We start from the raw sequence: 20,245 nt of genomic DNA on the forward strand, positions 1-20,245 counted from the left end.
TATTAATTTTATTAAAGGAATTGATGTAGATGTTGGTGGGCTGAGTCATGGGGATTAAATTTCATCCCCGATTTTGCCCTCAGACAGAATTCCTACGCAAAAAGGCTGTGAATATCTCACGGGTAAAATTACTTAATCTTTTGATTCATAATGCAAAATAAATGTGTGAATCATCTGTGTAAGAATCCTCGCAGAGATGTTTATTCACAGAATTAGAATGTGTGAATCACAGTTATTCAGAAGGGCAAAAAAGATAATTTTCACAGTGCACCAATGTGGGCATATTTGCCTATCTGAGTTTTCCAGATATTTTTCCTCAAGATACACACAGGCTTTCCCAGAAGGTTATCCCGACTCATGACAGACCAGGCCAGCATCACCTTTCACGTTCACCTCGTCTCTGACTCAACAGGTGAGACCGTTCACGGGATTGCCCGTGCCTGTATCGCCCAGTTCGAAGGCGTGGATGCGGAAGAACATCAGTGGCCGCTGGTCCGCAGCGTGGGACAGCTTGAAAAAATCATTGAAAAGATCAGGGAAAAACCAGGCGTCGTTATGTATACGCTGGTCAATGACGATATGCGCCAGCACCTGCATGCGGCCTGCCGGAAATACCGAATTCCCTGCATTTCAATCCTGGACCCCGTGATCAATTTCCTGGTGAATTACCTTGGCGTGAAAAGTAAGGGCCAGCCGGGGCGCCAGCATATGCTGGACGCGGAATATTTCTCCCGTATCGACGCCATGCAGTTTGCGCTCGCCCATGATGACGGGCAGGGTCATTGGAATTTGAGCGATGCGGATGTGGTTTTGATCGGTGTCTCCCGTACGTCAAAGACGCCGACCTGTATTTATCTGGCCAACCGTGGGGTCAAGGCGGCCAATGTTCCCTTCGTGCCGGGGGTGAACCTGCCGGACGATCTGGATCATATTGCCGGTGACGGCATAGACGGCCCCTTCGTTGTCGGACTGACAAAGGAGCCGGGCAGTTTGGTACAGCTTCGTAAAAGCCGCCTGCGGATGATTGCCGATGATCAGGAAACCGACTATGTGGACCTGGATCAGGTCAAGGCGGAGGTTCTGGCCTGCCGTCGGCTTTGTGCGGAACGTGGCTGGCCGGTGCTGGACGTGACGCGCCGTTCTATTGAAGAGACGGCGGCCGCCGTGATCCGCCTGATGGAAATGCGCAGTACCAAGAACGAGCAGGACAAGGACCAAGAATAAATGACAAGCCCCAGGATTGTATTGGCTTCGGCCAGCAAGACCCGTGCGAAACTGCTGGAAAATGCCGGTGTCAAAGTCGAACTGGACCCCGCCAATGTGGATGAGGACGGTGTGAAGGACAGCCTCAAGGCTGAAGGAGCCTCCGCCGTTCAGGTCGCCGAAACGCTTGCCGAACTGAAGGCTGTGTCGGTCAGCCGCCGTCATCCGGATGCCCTGGTGATTGGCGGGGACCAGACCCTGGATTGCAATGGGACCTGGTTCGACAAGCCTGCCGATATGGATCATGTGCGTGCTCATCTCATGGCGCTGCGCGGCAAGACCCATCGCCTGAATGCCGCCGTCTGTGTGGTTCGCAATGGTGAACGCCAGTGGCATCTGAACGATGCGGCGGAAATGACTATGCGCCCGTTCAGCGATGATTTCCTGGACTGGTATCTGGAAACCTGCGGTTCGGAGGTCTGCGGTTCGGTTGGCGGATACCAACTGGAAGGGCCGGGGGCACAGCTTTTCTCCGGCGTGCGCGGTGACTATTTCACTGTATTGGGGTTGCCGTTGTTACCATTGATGGAATTCCTGCGCGCCAACAGGGGACTGATTAAATGACCCATTACAAAGCCGGTGTTATCGGCTGGCCTATCTCGCATTCCCTGTCGCCACGCCTTCATGGGTTTTGGTTGCATCAGATGGGGATTGAAGGTCGTTACGATGCCGTACCAGTTGAGCCTGACGAGTTGGGCGTCTTCATCGGCAAGCTGGCGGATCATGGCTATGCCGGGGTGAATGTCACGGTGCCCCATAAACAGGCGGTCATGGAGTTTTGTGACCGGATAGAGCCTCTGGCAAAGCGGATCGGGGCGGTGAATACCATAGTGGTGGAAGGTGACGGCAGCCTGACCGGCAGCAATACCGACCATTATGGCTTCAAGCAAAATCTGGTTCAAAGCGGCAAGATAACCGGGGATATGACCAAGGGTCATGCGGTTGTCCTGGGCGCGGGCGGGGCGTCCCGTGCGGTTTGTACGGCGTTGGAAGAATTGGGGTTTTCCACTACTCATCTGCTGAACCGGACTGTGGAAAAGGCGGAAGAGGTGGCCGACGAACTGGGCGGCGCGATCAGGCCGGGGCCTATTGATAGCGCGGCAGACCTGATGGACGGGGCGGGATTGCTGGTGAACACCACAAGCCTGGGCATGAAGGGGCAGAAGCCGTTGGAAATCTCCCTGGATCGCCTGCCGGAGACCGCCCTGGTGACCGATATCGTCTATAACCCGTTGATGACGGATCTGCTGCAGCAGGCCGAGGCGCGCGGCAATCCGGTGGTCGATGGGCTGGGGATGCTGCTGTATCAGGCCATTCCTGGTTTCAAGTCCTGGTTCCGGCCCAAAGAAGAACCGCAGGTCACGCCGGAATTGCGCGATCATATGCTGGCGGCGCTGTAGGGGCGGTATTCATGGTCATCATTGGGCTGACAGGCTCCATCGGGATGGGAAAATCGACCGCGGCGGCCATGTTCCGCCGGGAAGGCGTGCCTGTTCATGATGCGGATGCCACCGTTCACAGCCAGATGGCCAAAGGCGGCGCGGCGGTTCCCGTCATCGACGGGGAATTTCCCGGCGTCGTGCAGGACGGGGCCGTGGACCGCAAGGCCCTGGGTGGGCAAGTCTTTGGAAAACCGGAAAAACTTCGTCTTCTGGAGGCAATCCTGCATCCGCTCGTAGCGCGGTCCAGGGATCATTTCCTGCGTATCCAGGCGCTTGCCGGGCAACCGGTTGTGGTCTTGGACGTGCCGCTGTTGTTTGAAACGGGAACCAACCGTCTGTGCGACTATACGCTTCTGGTAACCGCGCCAACTTTCCTTCAAAAACAACGAGTTTTGCGCCGTCCGGGGATGAGCGGGGAACGCCTGGCCCATGTTTTGGCGCAACAGATGCCGGACCTTGAAAAACGGCTGCTGGCCGATGTGGTGATCGAGACAGGGCTTGGAAAACGGCCGGTTTTGCGGCAAATCCAGGCGGTGATCCGGCAATGCCGCCATGAAAAGGGCCGTCATTGGCCACCGGCTTTGGGTCAAAAGAATAAATAAAACCGATTTTATTAGGTATGGTTTAGGATTTTCAGATGCGTGAGATTGTTCTTGATACGGAAACCACAGGCTTTGACCCCTATGCGGGGCACAGGATTGTGGAAATCGGCTGTGTGGAACTGATCAACCGCATGGCGACCGGCAAGGTCTATCACCAATATATCAATCCCGAACGGGACATGCCGGAGGAGGCGTTCAAGGTTCACGGCCTGTCGGAAGACTTCCTGAGCGGGCATCCCGTCTTCAAGGATATTGCGCAGGATTTCCTCGATTTCATTCAGGATGCGGCGCTGGTGATCCATAACGCCAGCTTTGATATGAAATTCCTGAATGCGGAGCTGGAATGGCTGAGCATTCCGCATATTCCCATGGACCGCGCGGTCGATACGCTGGCCATTGCCCGCAAGAAATTCCCCGGTTCCCAGGTCAGCCTGGACGCCCTGTGCCGCCGCTTCGAGATCGACAACTCGTCGCGTGATTTCCACGGCGCGCTGTTGGACTCCGAACTTCTGGCAGAGGTTTATCTGGAACTGACCGGCGGCCGGCAGCCGGGTCTTGAACTGGCGGGTGACGATAACGGCGGCTATAGCGATATGAGCGCCTTTGGCAACAAGCCGAAGAAGGAAGCCCGGACTTACAGCGTTCCCGACGAGGAAAAGGCGCTGCATGAGGAGTTCCTAAAACAAATCACCGATCCCATCTGGAACCGGTGATCTGCAAAAGTCTTCAAATCCCCGAAAACAGGGATCAGGCAGTGGCGTTTTCTTCGCCGTTGCCTTCTTTTTCCGCTTCGGCGGCCTGTGCGGCAGCAACGCGCTGACGGAACAGGTCCATAAAGTCGACCGGCGCCAGCATGACTGCCGGGAAGCCGCCATTGGCGACAGCTTCGGAAAAGATGCTGCGCGCATAGGGGAACAGCAGACGCGGAATTTCCACGAACAGGATCATCTGCATCAGTTCCTGCTGCAGGCCTTCGGCGATCCGGGTGACGCCGCCATAAACCTGTTCGACCAGGTAATGCGTGTCGTCGCCGTCTTTGGACTGGCCGCGCAGGTGAACGGATACTTCGTAGTCTGTCTGGGAAAGCTGCTGCACCGTGACGTCCACATTGACGTCCAGTTCCTGGTTTTCACGGTTTTTGGTGAAGACCATCGGCGCATTCGGGTTCTCGAAGGACAGGTCCTTCAGATACTGCACCATGATGGAGAAGGGCATCTGATTGCCCTGCGCGGCGCCTTCGGAGGCTTCAGCCTGTTCGTTGGTCTGATTGTCGGTATCAGCCATTTAGTGAATGCTCCCATGAGATAGGTAAAATTGTTCTGACCTGTGGCTAGCATGTCAGAAAGGGTGCGACAACCATTTCGCAGCCTATCCGTAACGGCAGGTGTTACTGCGGGTCCCGTTTGTCGTTATCCACCTCATGATAGTCGCCGTCGATGACCGGTCCCTGACGGTCCGTGCCGCCGTCGCCGCGCGGTCCTGCGCCGGGTCCGTGAAAGTCCTGGCTGGTGTGGATATGCGTATAGCGGACGCTGCCACGGGCTTTCAGCAGGTCCCACATTCCACGGCCCAGGAAAGAGCGGACCGGCGGAATCAACAGCAAAAATCCGATTGTGTCGGTCAGAAAGCCGGGGGTCAGCAACAGCACCCCGGCCACCAGCAGGCACAGGCCGGTGAAGACTTCTTCCAGCGGCATGCGGTTTTCCGCCATGGCCTGATTGGCCCGCTGCCACACGGCCAGTCCCTGATTGCGCACCAGTGCGGTGCCGATAAATGCCGTCAGGATCACGATGGCCAGGGTCCAGCCCAGCCCGATCCGGTCGCCAACCTGAATGAACAGGGCGATTTCCGCCATGGGAACTAAAATAAAAAGAAGGAGGAGGGGCATCTTGCTCTTTATCCGGTGAACGCCTATCTAACTGTGAACGATACAGCCTAACCTATGGGTTTCCATTGCTTTCGTTCTCCTTTAACCTAAGGAGGGAAAGCGATGGTTACAACGGTAAGTCGGCTGTTTTCGAAAACAGTCAAATATTTGCGCTCTATGGGTCAGGTCTGATCAATGAACGGTATTCCGCTCGATATTATCATTTTCGCGGCAATTGCAATTTTCCTCATTTTCCGGCTTGGAAGTGTTCTGGGGAAACGCACGGGCCATCAGCGGAACCCGTCCGACTATTCCCAGGCGGAAGGCCGTCCGGCCAAACCGCGTGAAGATGAAGAGACCAAAGTCGTCGAATTGCCATCCCTGGAAGACCGCAAGCTGGAAGAAGAAGACGCCAAGCTGATGAAGGGTCCGCTGGCCGATGGCTTCACCCAGATCAAGGTGGCCGATCAAAGCTTCAGCCCCGCGCATTTCCTGAAAGGGGCTTCTGCCGCCTTTGAAATGGTCCTGAATGCCTATGTGGCCGGGGATCGCAAGACCCTGAAACAGTTGCTGTCCAAGGACCTTATGGCCAATTTTGCCCGTGCCATTGATGAGCGCGAGGGTGAAGGCCAGCGTATCGAGGATACCCTGGTCGGGATCGACAAGGCTGATATCCTTGAGGCCCGCATGGCAGACGACACGGCGCTGGTAACGGTGAAATTCGTTTCCAAACAGGTCAATGTTCTGTTCGACAAGGACAATAACGTGGTCGATGGCGATGCGCATAAGGTCATCGAAGTGACCGATATCTGGACCTTCGCACGCAATACCCGTTCCCGCGATCCGAACTGGGAACTGGTTGCCACGCGCAGCCCCAATTAAGCAACCAAGCCACGGTCTGATTTCCATGAAAATCCGGTTCTTTCACCTTGCCGCGACCCTTGCACTGGGCGCGGCATTGGCCGCCTGTACCCCGAAAAAACCCATCGAAAAAAAGCCTGCGAAAGCGGTGTTGGTGGAGAAAGCGGGATTTGACGAACTTCCGGGCTGGCAGGATGGAAGCCAGGAAGGCGCCTGGACTGCGCTGACCCGAAGCTGCGGCAAGATCCTGTCCCTGCCTGCAACGGCGCAGGTGGGCAGCAAGCTGATCCAGTCCTATGCATCCGACTGGCAGGATGCCTGCCGGAAGATCACCGATCTGGGCAGTCTGGACAGCGATCACGCCCGCGCGGTGATCGAACGGGAATTCACGCCCTTCCGGATCAGTCAGAATGGCAAGACGGATGGCCTGTTCACCGGCTATTTCGAGGCAGAGCTGCATGGCTCGCTGACACCGGATGAGACCTATCGCTATCCGCTTTATGCCAAACCGGATGATCTGGTAACGGTCGATCTGGGGCAATTTGCCGCGGATTTGAAGGGACGCCATCTTGTTGGCCGGGTGGAAAAGGGCAAATTCAAACCCTATCCGAAGCGCGGCGCAATCGAGTCCGGGCAGTTGGACGGCAAGGGGCTGGAACTGCTGTGGATCGACGACGCGGTCGATGTCTTCCTGTTGCAGGTTCAGGGTTCAGGCCGGGTGGTTCTGCCCGACGGCAAGGTCGTGCGGGTTGGTTTTGCCGGACATAACGGCCATGCCTATCAATCCATTGGCCGCCATCTGATTGATGCCGGTGAGTTGAAACCGCATCAGGCCTCCTGGGATGGTATCAAGAAATGGATTGCGGACAATCCGGACAAGGCCAGTGCGCTGTTTGCGGTCAATCCGCGTTTCATTTTCTTCCGCAAGCTGGACGGCGATGGTCCGATCGGCAGCCAGGGCGTGGCGTTAAGCCCGGAACGAAGCCTGGCCGTGGATAAGAAATTCGTGCCCCTGGGCACGCCGATCTGGCTGGATACGGTCTGGCCATCACAGCATGACAAGGCCCTGCGCCGTCTGATGGTGGCCCAGGACACAGGCAGCGCAATCAAGGGCGCTGTGCGTGGTGATTTTTTCTGGGGATATGGCGAACCGGCTTTGGAAAAGGCAGGCCGCATGAAAAGCCCGGGACGCTATTTCCTGTTGCTGCCCAATCCGCTGGCCGCACGTATGGCTGCCGCGTCCTGAGCCTGACCTAATCTTCCAGATCCGCACAGGGGATGATGTCGAGGTGGCTGCCGTCGATCCCCGTACTGATATCAAAATCGAAAGTGTCGAAATCGTAACGCGTCATGCCGAAGATATGACGGATGGCACCGTCTTCTGATGCCAATGGCAGCATCAGGCGCTGGGATCGGAGATAGGTGTTGTCATCCTTGGCAGGACTGATGGATTCCCCGTGGACGATGGCCCGGGCGTTGCGCATCTTGTCCCAGTAGCCGCGAACCAGGGCCGCAATATCCGGTGAATAGATCTGATTGATCAACAGCCCGGACATGCTGCGTTTGAAGGCTTCCTGAATATGTTCGCCTGCCAGCCGGCAGCGGTAGGTGTCTTCCTCGTCCAGATATTCATAAAGCCAGACATACCGCAGGCTTCGCCCGATGGCGGTCGGGTCGATATCCGCCCGCAGAGGCACGGGCCGTTCCATACGGATTGATTGCCAGTGATCATACAGCCGCAGGAAATTGGGATCTTTGATCTGGGGGCGCAGGTGCATAGACGGGTACCGCCTTTGTCATCGCTGTTCTAACTTTGCCGTTGGCCCTCCTATAAAGCATTCCGTAATATTCTCCAATGCTGTCCTTAAACTTGATGAAACCGTTCCGGCTTTTGCCATTCCCTCTTGCGTCGGGTAATACTCATGACCAGGAAAAAGATAAATATCGCTTCTGGATCAGGAGTTACTTGAATGGAACAGCCAAGGGTCGGCCTGTTTGTTACTTGTTTGGTGGACATGTTCCGTCCGCAAATCGGTTTTGCGGCGGTGAAACTTATGGAAGAGGCGGGATGTGAGGTTTCCGTCCCTGAGGCTCAGACCTGCTGCGGTCAGCCTGCATTCAACTCCGGCGACAATGAAGACAGTCGTGACATCGCCAAACAGGTGATCAATACCTTCGCGGATTTTGATTATGTCGTGGCGCCATCGGGCTCCTGCGCGGCAATGATCCGGGAGCATTACCCCGAATTGTTCACGGATGATCCGGAATGGTCCGCCCGTGCGCATCAATTGTCCATGCGCACCTATGAATTGATCTCATTCCTCGTTGATGTCCTGAAAGTTGACAAGGTTACAGCCGAATATTCCGGCAAGGTAACATATCACGACAGTTGTTCCGGCCTGCGGGAGCTGGATATCAAGCAACAGCCCCGTCAGCTTCTGGGGTCGGTCGACGGTCTGGCGCTGACCGAACTGCCGGGGGCAGAGGTCTGCTGCGGTTTCGGCGGTACGTTTTGCGTCAAATATCCCGAGATTTCCAACAAGATGGTTGAGGAAAAGACCGACAATATCAAAGCCACGGGCGCGGATACGCTGTTGGCGGGGGACCTGGGCTGTCTGATGAATATGGCAGGTAAATTGAAACGCCAGGGCAGCGATATCAAGGTCCGCCATGTGGCGGAGGTGCTGGCCGATATGGGTGACGAACCGGCCATTGCTGAAGGGACGGGGGATTAGGCCATGCAATCGACCAGTTTCAAATTCAGGGAAAACGCCCATGAGGCCATGGGCAACGCCACCCTGCAGACCGCGCTTTCCAAGATGAAGGTAGGTTTTGTGGAGCGGCGCGCGGCGGCGGCGGAAAAGCTGCCGGAATTCGAAGACCTGCGCGATCAGGCCCGCGATATCAAAAACCATACCCTTGCCCATATCGACCTCTATCTGGAACGGTTCGAGGCCCGTGTCACCGAACAGGGCGGCAAGGTCCATTGGGCGCGCAATGCCAAGGAAGCCTGCGACCATGTGATCGACATCTGCCGGTCGCTGGACGCCAAAATGGTCACCAAGGGCAAAAGCATGGTGTCGGAGGAAATCGCCCTCAACACCGCGCTTGAGGGGGAAGGCCTGGAAGTGGTCGAGACTGACCTGGGTGAATATATCATCCAGCTTCGCGATGAAGCGCCAAGCCATATTATTGCCCCGGCCATCCATGTTCTGAAGGAACAGGTGGCGGAGAATTTCCGTAGTAAACACAAGGACCTGGACCCGGACCGCCAGTTGGAGGAGCCGACGCAGCTTATCCAGGAGGCCCGCCAGGTCCTGCGCCAGAAATATCTGGATTCCGATGTCGGGATCACCGGCGCGAATTTCCTGATTGCGGAGACGGGAACCAGCGTTATCGTCACCAACGAGGGGAACGGCGACCTGACCCAGACCATGCCGAAGGCGCATGTGGTGATTGCCAGCCTGGAAAAGATCGTGCCGACCCTGGAAGACGCCAGCGCGATCCTGCGTGTGCTGGCGCGGTCGGCCACGGGCCAGGAGTTTTCCTCCTATACGACCTTCTCCAGCGGGCCGAAACGTGACGAGGACCCGGATGGGCCGGAAGAATATCATGTGATCCTGCTGGATAACGGTCGCAGCGCCATGTTGGGCACGGAATTCCAGGATATGCTGCGCTGTATCCGCTGCGGGGCCTGTATGAACCACTGTCCGGTCTATGGCGCAGTGGGCGGTCATGCCTATGGCTGGGTTTATCCTGGACCTATGGGAGCAGTTCTCACGCCTAGTTTCATCGGGGTGGAAGAGGCGCATCACCTGCCCAATGCCTCTACCTTCTGTGGACGCTGCGAACAGGTTTGTCCCATGCGTATTCCGCTGCCCAAGATGATGCGCCATTACCGGCAAAAGGAATATGAGACGGGTCTTGCGCCGAAATCCGTCCGTTGGGGGCTCGCCTTATGGGCATCCCTCGCCAAACGGCCAAAACTTTATCAGCGGCTGACCGGCATCCAGTCGCGTCTTCTCGGGGCGTTGGGCCGCAAGCAGGGCAGTTTCTATAACCTGCCGATGGCCAAGGGATGGACCGACCACCGGGAAATGCCCGCACCGCAGGGTAAGACATTCCAACAGCTTTGGCAGGAGAAGGGGGGGCGTCGCGCACCTTCCGCAAAGGGAGACCGCTCATGACCAGTGCCCGTGACCAGATCCTGGGTAATATCCGCAACTCGCTTTCGGTGAAGGAGGATGACGGCAACCGCCGGACAGCCGTGCAATGCCGTCTCGAGGCGCATCAGGCGGGCCTGATCCCGGAACGCTCCAAACTGCCAAAAGACAAACAGGTGGACCTGTTCATCCTTATGGCGGAAGGGGTCCAGTCCACCGTGGATCGCCTGGACTCCCTGAAACAGGTGCCGGAGGCGGTCAGCCGCTATCTGACACAGCATAACCTGCCGCAGCGCCTTAAAATGGCGACCCATGAGACCCTGGAGAGCCTGCCCTGGGATGACGTGCCGGTGCTGACCGTCAGTGAAGGCGCATCGCAGGGAGATGACCTGATCAGCCTTGCCATGGCGTTTGGCGGCATTGCCGAAACAGGTACCCTGGCGCTGTTATCCGGGCCGGATGGGCCGACCACGCTGAACTTCCTGCCGGAAACTCATCTGGTGGTGTTGAAGGAAAGCGATATCCAGGGTGCTTATGAGGATATCTGGCAGAAACTGCGGGACCGTCAGGCGGCAAAAGGGGACCGGGACCTGCCGCGTACTGTCAACCTGATCACCGGGCCGTCGCGCACCGGCGATATCGAACAGACCATCCTGCTGGGCGCGCATGGGCCGCATCAACTGCATATCCTGCTGGTGGCTGATGGCGAATAAGAAGGACGAGGACCGTAGCCTCTGGGATACGGTCAAACGAAGCATAAAACCGCTGGAAAAGCGGGACCGCGTTTACTCGCCCTTCACGACCCATCCGGAACTGCCGGAAACCGAAACCGCCGTTCAGGCCCCGGCGCAACGCAAACGCGTTGCTCTGCCCAAGGGCTATCACCCGACGACGCCCCCCAAGACAGGCAAGAGCCAGAAAACGCAAGCCCTGTCCCATGGCGAAAGCCCGGGCGTGGACAAACGCACGGCTAACCGCCTGCGTAAGGGCCGCATGCAGATCGACGGCAAGCTGGACCTGCATGGCATGACCCAGGCAGAGGCCCATCGTGTGCTGATCGGCTTTATAGAAAATGCCTATGCCATGCAGAAACGCTGTGTGATCATCGTCACCGGCAAGGGGCGCGGCATCCTGAAGGACAATGTGCCGCGCTGGCTGAACGAAGGGGCGCTGCGCAGCCGCATCCTGTCCTTCTCCTATGCCCAGCAACGCGACGGCGGGGAAGGCGCGCTTTATGTCCTGATCAAGCGGCAGAGGGATAAATGACACCCTTCGGTGAGAAACTGCGCGAACTGCGCCGGAAAAAAGGCGTTACCCTCAAGGAGATGGCCCAGTCTCTTCAGGTTTCGTCTGCCTATCTCTCGGCTCTGGAACATGGCCGCCGCGGCCGCCCGACCGCCATCCTGACCCATCAGATTTGCCAGTATTTCAATATCATCTGGGATGAAGCTGAGGAATTGCAGCATCTGGCGCGGCTTTCCCACCCCAAAATCACCGTCGATACGGCGGGATTAAGCCCCGACGCGACGGAACTGGCGAACCTGCTCGCCACCAACATCCGCAAGCTGGATGACGAGAAAATCAGGCAAATTCTGGACATTATTAGGTCTGAGACCTAATAGAAGGACTAAGCCATTTTGCCGGATTGTATGGACGGCAGCCATGCAAATAACCAATAGGCCAGAATGGAAACGGCAGACGCCACGATGCCGATCATGGAATCCTTATAGAACAGGAAATCAACTTTCGAAAAAGCAAAACCCGCCAGAATGCCGACGGCCACAATCAGAACAGATCCCTTGCTGCCCCATCGCGGGACAATGACTTCCGCTGCGATTACGCCGCTACCAACAGAGACCAGCGGATAGGGCAGGTAGAGAACCGCCGCAACCAGCGCCAGATAGGGTGAATCCTTCAGGAAGTCATCAATCATTTCTTCTGGTATCAAGCCGGCCATCATTCCCTGGACGGTCAGATAAAGCAGACATCCGCTTGCAACTGTGCCCAGGACAAAGGCGATAAAAACGCTGGCGGCGTTACGGCGGAAGCTCGGACGGGCGGCCGACGCCCTATCGGTCATGGTCACATTGTCCTGCATGCCGTTTCCCTTGTGTGATGCACCGTATCACCTATCAAAGAAGCAATGCGGTAACAATAAAAGCATTCCCGCAACAGGACAGGTGAAATGGCAGTTCGTTGCGCACAAAGGAAACCGTCATGCGCGGGCTTGACCCGCGTACCCACGAAATCGCTGATGTCGATGTGGTTCGTGGGTGGCCGGATCAAGTCCGGCCATGACGTTTCAGGCACGAAAAAGCCCCCGGACACGTCATCCGGGGGCTTTTTATTTTCTGTAATATCGGCCTGTTACAGGATGAACTTGCTGAGGTCGGTATCTTTGGCGAGGTCGCCGACGTTGTGGGAGACGAGATCGGCGGTGATCTCGATGGTCTCGCCGCTGCGGTCGGTGGCAGTGAAGCTGATGTCCTCCAGCAGGCGTTCCATCACCGTGTGCAGACGCCGTGCGCCGATGTTTTCAACCGTCTGGTTGATCTCGGCTGCGAGCTGGGCGATGCGGTCGATGGCCTCTTCCTGGAAGTCCAGGGTGACATCCTCGGTGCCCAGCAGGGCGACATACTGTTTGATCAGGCTGTTTTCCGGCTCCCGCAGAATGCGGCCGAAATCGGCTTCTGTCAGGGGGCTCAGGCCGACGCGGATCGGCAGGCGGCCCTGCAGTTCCGCCAGCAGATCGGACGGTTTCGCCTGATGGAAGGCACCTGAGGTGATGAACAGGATATGGTCGGTCTTGATCGTGCCGTGTTTGGTGGCAACCGATGTGCCTTCCAACAGCGGCAGCAGGTCACGCTGTACCCCCTCGCGGGAGACGTCGCCGCCCTGACGGTCGGAACGGATCGTGATCTTGTCGATCTCGTCAATGAAGACGATACCGTTTTGTTCAACATTCTCAATGGCTTCACGGGTGATCTTTTCCTGATCGACCAGTTTTTCAGCCTCTTCCGATACCAGAATCTTATAGCTGTCCTTGACCGTCAGCTTGCGCGGCTTGGTACGGCCCGGGAAGGCCTTGCCGAAAATGTCGTTCAGGTTGATCATGCCCATGCTGGCGCCCGGCATGCCGGGGATATCCATGGTCGGCATGGACATGGAGGCATTGTCCTGGACCTGAATTTCGATTTCCTTGTCGTCCAGCTCGCCTTCGCGCAGTTTCTTGCGGAAGGACTGGCGTGTGGCGTCGGAGGCGGTTTCACCCACCAGCGCGTCGAGAACGCGGTCCTCGGCATTCAACTCGGCCTTGGCGGTGACTTCGCGTTTCTGATGGTCGGACGCCATGGTAATCGCCACTTCGACCAGATCACGGATGATCTGTTCCACGTCGCGGCCCACATAGCCGACTTCGGTGAATTTGGTGGCTTCGACCTTGATGAAAGGCGCATTGGCCAGCTTCGCCAGACGACGGGCGATTTCGGTCTTGCCGCAACCGGTCGGGCCGGTCATCAGGATGTTTTTCGGCAGAACCTCTTCGCGCATGTCGCCGGTTAGCTGTTGCCGACGCCAGCGGTTGCGCAGCGCAATGGCGACCGCACGCTTGGCGTCATTCTGGCCGACAATAAAACGATCCAGTTCCGAAACGATTTCACGAGGGCTGAAGGAGGTCATGTCTTACAAGCTCTCCAGAATGATATTGTTATTGGTGTAAACGCAGATATCCGCGGCGATTTTCATCGACCTGCGGGCAACATCCTCGGCCTCCAGGCCGTCAATGTCGTAAAGTGCGCGTGCTGCTGACAGGGCGAAGGAGCCACCGGAGCCGATGCCGATGATGCCGTCTTCCGGCTCGATCACATCGCCGGTACCCGACAGGATCAGCGAGACATCCTGATCCACAACCGCCATCATGGCTTCCAGGCGGCGCAGATAACGGTCCGTACGCCAGTCCTTGGCCAGTTCAACACAGGCGCGGGTCAACTGTTTCGGATATTGCTCCAGCTTGGCTTCGAGCCGCTCAAACAGCGTGAAGGCATCCGCCGTCGCGCCGGCAAAGCCGACCACCACGCTGCCGTCGCCGATGCGGCGCACCTTACGCGTGTTCGACTTGAAAATTGTATTGCCCAGGCTGACCTGGCCGTCACCGGCGACCACAACCTTCCCGTTCTTGCGAACCGACAGAATGGTGGTGCCGTGGAAAATGGGAGGATTGGTTTCGTTTGTCATGTTCCCGGATATGGGCCAGAGGAACGCAAGCGTCAATATAAGAGCGGCTTTTTTCGCAAATTTGCCGCAATTAGTTATCTGTTCCCGGTGCCATGCCGGGGAAGTCGGCGGCAACCACCGGGGCGATGGTCATGGTCTGGTTGCTGGTGGCGATTTCCGGATATTGGCGGCGGCCGAACTGGCTGCGGGCCTGATAGGCGACCTCTTCGCGCAGATAGTGTTCCAACTCCCCCAGGCTGACCTTTTGGTCATTGTCGCCAAACCTGTCGGCGGCCCCGGCTGCCCCTTCCAGGAAATAGCGGGTGAAGAGACCAAGATGCGCCTGCCGATCCCAGGAGGCGATCTGGTTCCCCGCCGCCGCCGACAGGATGACCCCGTTGTCCAGCTTGCCCGGCAGCGTTGCCGTGACATAGACGGGTGAGGCATTTTGGATTACCGCGCCCGCGTCCGACAGGCCGGAGAAACAGGTGTCCAGCATCACGACCGCGCGATGGGGGCGGGCCTTGTTGATATTGTCGATCAATACCTGGCTGTCATAGGTGGAAATACGGCTTTCGGCAGCATGGCCGTCGCTGGGCAAAAGTGAGCCGCGACCATCCGCACCGGGAATGCCATGGCCGGAATAGTAAACGAATACCTCGCTTTGGCCGGGCCTGATCTTGTCCGCCAGGCGGCCGTCGGGGTTGGTCTTCGTGCCGAAATAGGCGTCCAGATCGGCCTTGGTGGCGTCTTTCAGTATAAAGACCCGATCCGGGCGATAGCCCATGGTCTTCACCAGGAACTGATGCATGGCCGCCACATCGTTATAGGCATAGCGGACTTCCGGGATATCCGGATCGCGGTAATGACGGTTGCCGACCAGAACCGCCAGGGCATCGGGGTTTTCCGGACCCCTGGCAAAGGGATAGGTCACCGGCGCGCCGTCTTCGGGCAGATCGACGATCCGCCTGCGCCGTGGTTTTTCCTGCTTGAGATTCTGGTAATAGGCCCGTCCGTTGCAGGCCGTCCATCCGCCGCCTTCATAGGTACTGGAAATCTCGACCTCACCATATGGCTGCGGTTCCAGGGCGAGGTTTTCACTGGTCTCGATCAGGTTGCGGGCCTGTTCGATGATGCGGCGGCATCTGTCCGCAGTCCTCGACACATGAGGCGGGAAGGAGCGGATTTCATAGGCCGAATAGACCGTAATGCCATGGGCGGTGCGGTCATAGGCATATTTGCCGCCACCTTCAAAGGGCTGCATCACCTTGTCCGTGAACCGGGTTGGTGAACAGGCGCCAAGAAGGAAAGCGATTACGATGAGGGAGAAATAACGCGTCATGGCTCCGGCCGGCAGGAGAGGGGATATCACTGTCAGCCTGACTTAGACCCGAAAAGATAAGAACCGTCTGTGAGTTTCTTCACAGACGGTTCGGAAAACGGGGAAGGCTGAAACGCCTAGTAGAGGTTTTTGGGGTCCATGCCCGGGAAATTGGTGTTTGTGACGGCAATCAGGTCGGCGGCGTTGGTCTCGCCTGAAATTTCCGGTACCTGACGGCGGCCATATTGGCTGCGGGCCTGATAGGTCACTTCCTCGCGGAGATATTGGGTTATCTCATCCAGGCTGATTTTCATGTCCCGGTTACCCAACTGATCGGCGGCCCCGGCGGCTCCCTCCAGGAAATAACGGGTGAACAGTCCCAGCTTTGCATTGGCGTCCCAGGAGGCTATCTGATCGCCGCCTGCAGCAGACAGGATCACGCCTTTGCTGAGTTTGGTCGGCAGGGCAGCCTTGATGAAGACGGGGGAGGCGTTTTTCACAACCGCACCTGCGTCCGACAGGCCGGAGAAACAGGTATCCATCATGACGACCGCACTGCGGGCGTGGGATTTGTTGAGATTGTCGATCAGCACACGGGTGTCATAGGCGGAGAGTTCCGTCTTTTCCGGCAATCCATCGACCGGCAGCAGATAACCGCCACCATCCGGACCGGGCACGCCATGGCCGGAATAATAGACGAATACGTCGCTGGCACCGGGCCGGATTTTGTCCGCCAGGCGGCCCTGGGGATTGGTCTTCGTGCCGAAATAGGCGTCGAGTGCTGCCTTGGTGCCATCTTTCACGACGATGACATTATCCGGGTCATAGCCCATGGCCTTCACCAGGAACTGGCGCATGGCCTCTACATCATTATAGGCAAAGCGAACCTCCGGCACGTCTTTGTGCTTGTAGGTCTTGTTTCCCACCAGAATGGCGACGGCATCGGGATTGGCCGGGCCGCGGGCAAACGGGTATTGGATACCGACCAGATCGGACTGGGCGATATCGCCGCCACTATCTTTGGCGTAGGCATAGATGCCCTTGGCGCTGCAGGTATTGATGCCGGTAATGCCGTTATAGGCGGTAGAGATGCGGATGCGGTCCTTGGTGTCATTTTCCAGTTTCAATTCATGTTCCCGTTCCAAGGCCAGCTTGGCGTCGCTGACGATGGATTTGCATTCCTCCACCAGAGCGGCGGTGTCCGGCATAAACTGATACTGGCTGGCCTGGGTATAGACGATCAGGCCTTCCGGTGTGATGTCATAGGTATATTTGCCGCCACCATCAAAATCCTGCATGGGTTTTTCGGTAAACTTTTTTGGTGCACAGGATGCGACCATTAACGAAATAAGAATAACAACAGCCAACCGCATTGTGGTCAGTCCCCCCTCATTTGAACTGTTTCCCCAGGATCAAAACCAGAACAAAGCACTACTATAAATAAAATTTTCTTTCAAAGACTTTATTATAAAGAGTTTATAAACCCGGTTTTGACGCAATCGCACAAGGCTATGCTGCTTTCGTTGCTGGCCTTTCGTTCCGGGAATTGATAAAAGTGCAGCGCAACATAGCTTTAGTATCAGATCAGGAAACTTGCGTTATGCGTCAGGCGACGGTTGAACGGAACACGAAAGAGACCCGCATTTCCGGCACAGTGAAACTGGACGGCAACGGCACATACAATGTGTCGACCGGCATCGGTTTCCTGGACCATATGCTGGAGCAGCTTTCCCGACATAGCCTGATCGACCTGGATCTGAAGGCCGAGGGCGACCTGCATATCGACTATCACCACACCACTGAGGACAGTGGTTATGTGGTGGGCGAGGCCGTGGCCAAGGCGCTGGGCGACCGTAAGGGCATCACCCGTTACGGCCATGCCTATATTCCCATGGACGAGACGTTGAGCCGCGTGTCGCTGGACCTGTCGAACCGGCCCTATCTGGTCTGGAAGGTGAATTTCACCCGTGACAAGCTGGGCGATTTCGACACGGAACTGTTCAAGGAATGGTTCCAGGCCTTTGCGCAGTCCTCAGGCATGAACCTGCATGTGGAAAATCTCTACGGTGAGAATAACCACCATATCATCGAATCCTGCTTCAAGGGGCTGGCACGCGCCCTGCGCGTGGCGATCGAGATCGATCCGCGCAAGGCCGATGAGGTGCCCAGTACCAAGGGAACGCTTGGCGGTTCTCTTTGAGGCAAGCAGGGGACGCGGTGGATTTCGCAGCCTCCTCTTCATGCGTCATGCGCGGGCTAGACCCGCGTACCCACGAAATCACTAATGTCGATGTGGTTCGTGGGTGGCCGGATCAAGTCCGGCCATGACGACAATATTCGCGATAAGCTTAGAGTGTTGAGACCATAAAATGACTGTCGCAATTATCGACTACGGATCGGGCAACCTGCGCTCCGCCGCCAAGGCGTTTGAGCGGATGACCGACCGCAAGGTACTTGTCACCGATGATCCCAAACTGGTGGAAAGTGCCGATCATATCGTGCTGCCCGGCGTCGGGGCCTTCAAGGACTGCCGCAAGGGACTGGCCGCCGTGCCCGGCATGGAAGAGATGCTGACCCGCGTGGTGATCGAGGGCGGGCGTCCCTTCCTCGGCATTTGTGTGGGCATGCAGTTGATGGCCACCGTCGGCGAGGAATTCGGCGACCATCCGGGCCTGGACTGGATCAAGGGCCGGGTGGTGGCGATAGAACCCAGTGACCCGAGCCTGAAAATCCCCCATATGGGATGGAACCAGCTTCAGATCGAACACCGTCATCCGGTGCTGGAAGGCCTGGAACATGGGGATTATGCCTACTTTGTTCACAGCTATCACTATTTGCCGGACGACGAGGCCCATTTGTTAGCTACCGTGAACTATGGTGAGAAACTGACCGCCGTGATCGGCCGGGACAACCTTGTCGGCACCCAGTTCCACCCGGAGAAAAGCCAGGAAACCGGCCTGCGCCTGATCAGCAACTTCCTAAACTGGAAACCGTAAGGACCCTAGTCTCATGATCCTCTATCCCGCTATTGATTTGAAAGACGGTCAATGTGTGCGCCTGTTGCGCGGTGACATGGACAAGGCCACGGTTTTCGGCAGCGACCCGGGCGCCCAGGCCAAAAAATTCGAGGATGCCGGGGCCGAATGGCTGCATGTGGTGGACCTGAACGGGGCCTTTGAAGGCAAGCCGGTCAATGCCGAGGCTGTTGAAAGCATCCTGAAATCGGTTTCCATGCCGGTGCAACTGGGTGGAGGCATCCGCTCTGTCGCGCAGGTGGCGGATTGGCTGGAACGCGGCCTGTCCCGCGTGATCCTGGGCACGGTTGCCGTCAAGGACCCGCAGGTGGTGCGTGAGGCCTGCAAGGCATTCCCCGGTCAGGTGGCCGTCGGTATCGACGCCCGCGACGGCTTTGTCGCCGTGGAAGGCTGGGCGGAGGCGACCGAGACCTCTGCGGTTGATCTGGCGAAACAGTTCGAAGACGCAGGCGTTGCGGCGATCATCTATACCGATATCAACCGTGACGGTGCGATGCAGGGCCCCAATGTGGATTCCACCCGTGCCTTGGCGGAGGCCGTCTCCATACCCATCATCGCCAGCGGCGGGGTCTCCTCACTCAAGGACCTGGAAGAATTGAAGGCGACCGGCGTGATTGCCGGGGCCATTTCCGGTCGCGCGCTCTATGATGGCGAGATCGACTTAGGCGAGGCGCTCAGCCTCCTGAAAGGCTAAGCGCATGCTGACCACACGTATTATTCCCTGTCTGGATGTGAAGGATGGCCGCGTCGTCAAAGGCGTGAACTTCGTCGGCCTTCGCGATGCGGGCGATCCGGTTGAACAGGCGAAAATCTATGACGCCGCCGGTGCGGATGAGCTGTGCTTCCTGGACATCACGGCTTCCAGCGACAACCGCGAAACCATCTTTGATGTGGTCGCCCGCACGGCGGAAGAGGTGTTTATGCCGCTCACCGTCGGCGGTGGCGTGCGCACGGTCGACGATATCCGCAAGCTGTTGCTGGCAGGCGCCGACAAGGTCTCCATCAATACAGCCGCCGTCCACAATCCGGACTTCGTGCGCGAAGCCGCCGAACGCTTTGGGTCCCAATGCATCGTCGTGGCGATCGACGCCAAGACCGTTGCACCCGGAAAATGGGAAATCTTCACCCATGGCGGTCGCAAGGAAACCGGGCTGGACGCCGTTGAATGGTCCAAGAAAATGGTGGAACTGGGCGCGGGTGAGCTGCTGGTGACCTCCATGGATCGCGACGGCACCAAAGAAGGTTTCAATAACGAAATGAACCGGGCCATTGCCGATGCGGTTTCCGTGCCGGTAATCGCATCCGGTGGTGTCGGCAATCTGGATCATCTGGTGGAAGGGGTGACCAAGGGCCATGCCTCTGCCGTGTTGGCGGCATCGATCTTCCATTTCGGTGAATATACCATTGCCGAAGCCAAGGATCATATGACCAAGGCGGGGTTGACCGTGCGCCCGATCAGCCAGAAGGCGGGAGAATGAC

The 20,245-nt window shown here is 57.4% G+C and carries 24 protein-coding genes; 16 read left to right on the forward strand and 8 right to left on the reverse strand.

What is annotated here, in order from left to right:
* Positions 1-357: 357 nt before the first annotated feature.
* The 5 genes from IF205_RS03070 to dnaQ are packed head-to-tail and all read left to right on the forward strand — an operon-like array spanning position 358 to position 4,020.
* Entirely contained in the window at positions 358-1,224 is an 867-nt protein-coding gene (locus tag IF205_RS03070) for a pyruvate, water dikinase regulatory protein (RefSeq protein WP_259781826.1), read from the forward strand.
* Positions 1,225-1,827 carry a Maf family protein gene (locus IF205_RS03075; protein ID WP_259781827.1) on the forward strand — a complete coding sequence of 201 codons (603 nt, stop codon included), beginning with the start codon at positions 1,225-1,227 and terminating at the stop codon, positions 1,825-1,827.
* Complete coding sequence (locus IF205_RS03080; protein ID WP_259781828.1) at positions 1,824-2,663, forward strand: shikimate dehydrogenase; 840 nt, start codon at positions 1,824-1,826, stop codon at positions 2,661-2,663. The genes IF205_RS03075 and IF205_RS03080 overlap by 4 nt, the downstream gene beginning before the upstream one ends.
* A gap of 11 nt (positions 2,664-2,674) precedes the next feature.
* Positions 2,675-3,307, forward strand: a complete 633-nt coding sequence (gene coaE / locus IF205_RS03085; RefSeq protein WP_259781829.1) for a dephospho-CoA kinase — start codon at positions 2,675-2,677, stop codon at positions 3,305-3,307.
* Positions 3,308-3,342: 35 nt separating this feature from the next.
* Positions 3,343-4,020 carry a DNA polymerase III subunit epsilon gene (dnaQ, locus tag IF205_RS03090; RefSeq protein ID WP_259781830.1) on the forward strand — a complete coding sequence of 226 codons (678 nt, stop codon included), beginning with the start codon at positions 3,343-3,345 and terminating at the stop codon, positions 4,018-4,020.
* 34 nt (positions 4,021-4,054) lie between these two features.
* On the opposite strand, the gene secB is transcribed toward dnaQ, so the two are convergent.
* On the reverse strand, positions 4,055-4,591 hold the full coding sequence (gene secB / locus IF205_RS03095) for a protein-export chaperone SecB (protein WP_259781831.1): 537 nt from the start codon (positions 4,589-4,591) through the stop codon (positions 4,055-4,057).
* A 103-nt stretch (positions 4,592-4,694) separates the two neighbouring features.
* Positions 4,695-5,195 carry an FxsA family protein gene (locus tag IF205_RS03100; RefSeq protein WP_259781832.1) on the reverse strand — a complete coding sequence of 167 codons (501 nt, stop codon included), beginning with the start codon at positions 5,193-5,195 and terminating at the stop codon, positions 4,695-4,697.
* A 174-nt stretch (positions 5,196-5,369) separates the two neighbouring features.
* Between IF205_RS03100 and IF205_RS03105 the strand changes: the two genes are divergently transcribed.
* Both IF205_RS03105 and mltA read left to right on the forward strand, forming a co-directional pair.
* A complete protein-coding gene (locus IF205_RS03105) occupies positions 5,370-6,056 on the forward strand; it encodes a Tim44/TimA family putative adaptor protein (protein ID WP_259781833.1) in 687 nt (228 codons plus the stop codon).
* A 25-nt stretch (positions 6,057-6,081) separates the two neighbouring features.
* On the forward strand, positions 6,082-7,281 hold the full coding sequence (gene mltA / locus IF205_RS03110; protein ID WP_259781834.1) for a murein transglycosylase A: 1,200 nt from the start codon (positions 6,082-6,084) through the stop codon (positions 7,279-7,281).
* A gap of 7 nt (positions 7,282-7,288) precedes the next feature.
* Here the strand turns inward: mltA and IF205_RS03115 are convergent, their stop codons facing one another.
* On the reverse strand, positions 7,289-7,813 hold the full coding sequence (locus tag IF205_RS03115; protein WP_259781835.1) for a PAS domain-containing protein: 525 nt from the start codon (positions 7,811-7,813) through the stop codon (positions 7,289-7,291).
* A gap of 192 nt (positions 7,814-8,005) precedes the next feature.
* On the opposite strand from IF205_RS03115, the gene IF205_RS03120 reads away from it, so the two are divergent.
* From IF205_RS03120 to IF205_RS03140, 5 genes are read left to right on the forward strand one after another with little or no spacing between them, the layout of a single operon-like run.
* Positions 8,006-8,770 carry a (Fe-S)-binding protein gene (locus IF205_RS03120; protein ID WP_259781836.1) on the forward strand — a complete coding sequence of 255 codons (765 nt, stop codon included), beginning with the start codon at positions 8,006-8,008 and terminating at the stop codon, positions 8,768-8,770.
* A 3-nt stretch (positions 8,771-8,773) separates the two neighbouring features.
* Positions 8,774-10,222 carry a LutB/LldF family L-lactate oxidation iron-sulfur protein gene (locus tag IF205_RS03125; protein WP_259781837.1) on the forward strand — a complete coding sequence of 483 codons (1,449 nt, stop codon included), beginning with the start codon at positions 8,774-8,776 and terminating at the stop codon, positions 10,220-10,222.
* Positions 10,219-10,911, forward strand: coding sequence for a LutC/YkgG family protein (locus IF205_RS03130; RefSeq protein WP_259781838.1), 693 nt, complete (start codon positions 10,219-10,221; stop codon positions 10,909-10,911). The genes IF205_RS03125 and IF205_RS03130 overlap by 4 nt, the downstream gene beginning before the upstream one ends.
* The gene (locus IF205_RS03135) at positions 10,901-11,464 is read left to right on the forward strand and encodes a Smr/MutS family protein (protein WP_259781839.1); all 564 of its coding nucleotides are present in this window, start codon (positions 10,901-10,903) and stop codon (positions 11,462-11,464) included. Before IF205_RS03130 ends, IF205_RS03135 begins: the two co-directional genes overlap by 11 nt.
* Positions 11,461-11,817 carry a helix-turn-helix domain-containing protein gene (locus IF205_RS03140; protein WP_259781840.1) on the forward strand — a complete coding sequence of 119 codons (357 nt, stop codon included), beginning with the start codon at positions 11,461-11,463 and terminating at the stop codon, positions 11,815-11,817. Before IF205_RS03135 ends, IF205_RS03140 begins: the two co-directional genes overlap by 4 nt.
* Positions 11,818-11,825: 8 nt before the next feature.
* Here IF205_RS03140 and IF205_RS03145 read toward each other — a convergent pair whose 3' ends face one another.
* From IF205_RS03145 to IF205_RS03165, 5 genes are all read right to left on the reverse strand, one after another.
* A complete protein-coding gene (locus IF205_RS03145; RefSeq protein WP_259781841.1) occupies positions 11,826-12,296 on the reverse strand; it encodes a hypothetical protein in 471 nt (156 codons plus the stop codon).
* Positions 12,297-12,565: 269 nt separating this feature from the next.
* Positions 12,566-13,876, reverse strand: coding sequence for an ATP-dependent protease ATPase subunit HslU (gene hslU / locus IF205_RS03150; RefSeq protein WP_259781842.1), 1,311 nt, complete (start codon positions 13,874-13,876; stop codon positions 12,566-12,568).
* Positions 13,877-13,879: 3 nt separating this feature from the next.
* Positions 13,880-14,431: an ATP-dependent protease subunit HslV gene (hslV, locus tag IF205_RS03155; protein WP_259781843.1), complete on the reverse strand. Its 552-nt coding sequence runs from the start codon at positions 14,429-14,431 to the stop codon at positions 13,880-13,882.
* Positions 14,432-14,501: 70 nt separating this feature from the next.
* Complete coding sequence (locus IF205_RS03160; RefSeq protein ID WP_259781844.1) at positions 14,502-15,752, reverse strand: caspase family protein; 1,251 nt, start codon at positions 15,750-15,752, stop codon at positions 14,502-14,504.
* A 116-nt stretch (positions 15,753-15,868) separates the two neighbouring features.
* Entirely contained in the window at positions 15,869-17,029 is a 1,161-nt protein-coding gene (locus tag IF205_RS03165; protein ID WP_259781845.1) for a caspase family protein, read from the reverse strand.
* Between the two features lie 302 nt (positions 17,030-17,331).
* Between IF205_RS03165 and hisB the strand changes: the two genes are divergently transcribed.
* The 4 genes from hisB to hisF all read left to right on the forward strand — a co-directional run bounded on the left by hisB (position 17,332) and on the right by hisF (position 20,244).
* Positions 17,332-17,931 carry an imidazoleglycerol-phosphate dehydratase HisB gene (gene hisB / locus IF205_RS03170; RefSeq protein WP_259781846.1) on the forward strand — a complete coding sequence of 200 codons (600 nt, stop codon included), beginning with the start codon at positions 17,332-17,334 and terminating at the stop codon, positions 17,929-17,931.
* 169 nt (positions 17,932-18,100) lie between these two features.
* On the forward strand, positions 18,101-18,727 hold the full coding sequence (gene hisH / locus IF205_RS03175) for an imidazole glycerol phosphate synthase subunit HisH (RefSeq protein WP_259781847.1): 627 nt from the start codon (positions 18,101-18,103) through the stop codon (positions 18,725-18,727).
* 13 nt (positions 18,728-18,740) lie between these two features.
* Positions 18,741-19,460: a 1-(5-phosphoribosyl)-5-[(5-phosphoribosylamino)methylideneamino]imidazole-4-carboxamide isomerase gene (hisA, locus tag IF205_RS03180; RefSeq protein WP_259781848.1), complete on the forward strand. Its 720-nt coding sequence runs from the start codon at positions 18,741-18,743 to the stop codon at positions 19,458-19,460.
* A gap of 4 nt (positions 19,461-19,464) precedes the next feature.
* On the forward strand, positions 19,465-20,244 hold the full coding sequence (hisF, locus tag IF205_RS03185) for an imidazole glycerol phosphate synthase subunit HisF (RefSeq protein ID WP_259781849.1): 780 nt from the start codon (positions 19,465-19,467) through the stop codon (positions 20,242-20,244).
* The last annotated feature ends 1 nt before the right edge of the window (position 20,245 follow it).

The sequence above is a fragment of the Aestuariispira ectoiniformans genome (assembly GCF_025136295.1).
Lineage (GTDB): Bacteria > Pseudomonadota > Alphaproteobacteria > UBA8366 > Aestuariispiraceae > Aestuariispira_A > Aestuariispira_A ectoiniformans.

What these genes read in the sequence shown, in the direction of transcription:
- hslV (WP_259781843.1), bottom strand. Translation starts at nt 14,431, where the DNA reads ATGACAAACGAAACCAATCCTCCCATTTTCCACGGCACCACCATTCTG.
- IF205_RS03120 (WP_259781836.1), top strand. Translation starts at nt 8,006, where the DNA reads ATGGAACAGCCAAGGGTCGGCCTGTTTGTTACTTGTTTGGTGGACATG.
- hisH (WP_259781847.1), top strand. Translation starts at nt 18,101, where the DNA reads ATGACTGTCGCAATTATCGACTACGGATCGGGCAACCTGCGCTCCGCC.
- IF205_RS03165 (WP_259781845.1), bottom strand. Translation starts at nt 17,029, where the DNA reads ATGCAGGATTTTGATGGTGGCGGCAAATATACCTATGACATCACACCG.
- IF205_RS03145 (WP_259781841.1), bottom strand. Translation starts at nt 12,296, where the DNA reads ATGCAGGACAATGTGACCATGACCGATAGGGCGTCGGCCGCCCGTCCG.
- hisB (WP_259781846.1), top strand. Translation starts at nt 17,332, where the DNA reads ATGCGTCAGGCGACGGTTGAACGGAACACGAAAGAGACCCGCATTTCC.
- coaE (WP_259781829.1), top strand. Translation starts at nt 2,675, where the DNA reads ATGGTCATCATTGGGCTGACAGGCTCCATCGGGATGGGAAAATCGACC.
- IF205_RS03125 (WP_259781837.1), top strand. Translation starts at nt 8,774, where the DNA reads ATGCAATCGACCAGTTTCAAATTCAGGGAAAACGCCCATGAGGCCATG.
- IF205_RS03100 (WP_259781832.1), bottom strand. Translation starts at nt 5,195, where the DNA reads ATGCCCCTCCTCCTTCTTTTTATTTTAGTTCCCATGGCGGAAATCGCC.
- IF205_RS03105 (WP_259781833.1), top strand. Translation starts at nt 5,370, where the DNA reads ATGAACGGTATTCCGCTCGATATTATCATTTTCGCGGCAATTGCAATT.
- secB (WP_259781831.1), bottom strand. Translation starts at nt 4,591, where the DNA reads ATGGCTGATACCGACAATCAGACCAACGAACAGGCTGAAGCCTCCGAA.
- IF205_RS03140 (WP_259781840.1), top strand. Translation starts at nt 11,461, where the DNA reads ATGACACCCTTCGGTGAGAAACTGCGCGAACTGCGCCGGAAAAAAGGC.
- IF205_RS03135 (WP_259781839.1), top strand. Translation starts at nt 10,901, where the DNA reads ATGGCGAATAAGAAGGACGAGGACCGTAGCCTCTGGGATACGGTCAAA.
- IF205_RS03115 (WP_259781835.1), bottom strand. Translation starts at nt 7,813, where the DNA reads ATGCACCTGCGCCCCCAGATCAAAGATCCCAATTTCCTGCGGCTGTAT.
- dnaQ (WP_259781830.1), top strand. Translation starts at nt 3,343, where the DNA reads ATGCGTGAGATTGTTCTTGATACGGAAACCACAGGCTTTGACCCCTAT.
- mltA (WP_259781834.1), top strand. Translation starts at nt 6,082, where the DNA reads ATGAAAATCCGGTTCTTTCACCTTGCCGCGACCCTTGCACTGGGCGCG.
- hisF (WP_259781849.1), top strand. Translation starts at nt 19,465, where the DNA reads ATGCTGACCACACGTATTATTCCCTGTCTGGATGTGAAGGATGGCCGC.
- hisA (WP_259781848.1), top strand. Translation starts at nt 18,741, where the DNA reads ATGATCCTCTATCCCGCTATTGATTTGAAAGACGGTCAATGTGTGCGC.
- IF205_RS03080 (WP_259781828.1), top strand. Translation starts at nt 1,824, where the DNA reads ATGACCCATTACAAAGCCGGTGTTATCGGCTGGCCTATCTCGCATTCC.
- IF205_RS03070 (WP_259781826.1), top strand. Translation starts at nt 358, where the DNA reads ATGACAGACCAGGCCAGCATCACCTTTCACGTTCACCTCGTCTCTGAC.
- IF205_RS03075 (WP_259781827.1), top strand. Translation starts at nt 1,225, where the DNA reads ATGACAAGCCCCAGGATTGTATTGGCTTCGGCCAGCAAGACCCGTGCG.
- IF205_RS03130 (WP_259781838.1), top strand. Translation starts at nt 10,219, where the DNA reads ATGACCAGTGCCCGTGACCAGATCCTGGGTAATATCCGCAACTCGCTT.
- IF205_RS03160 (WP_259781844.1), bottom strand. Translation starts at nt 15,752, where the DNA reads ATGACGCGTTATTTCTCCCTCATCGTAATCGCTTTCCTTCTTGGCGCC.
- hslU (WP_259781842.1), bottom strand. Translation starts at nt 13,876, where the DNA reads ATGACCTCCTTCAGCCCTCGTGAAATCGTTTCGGAACTGGATCGTTTT.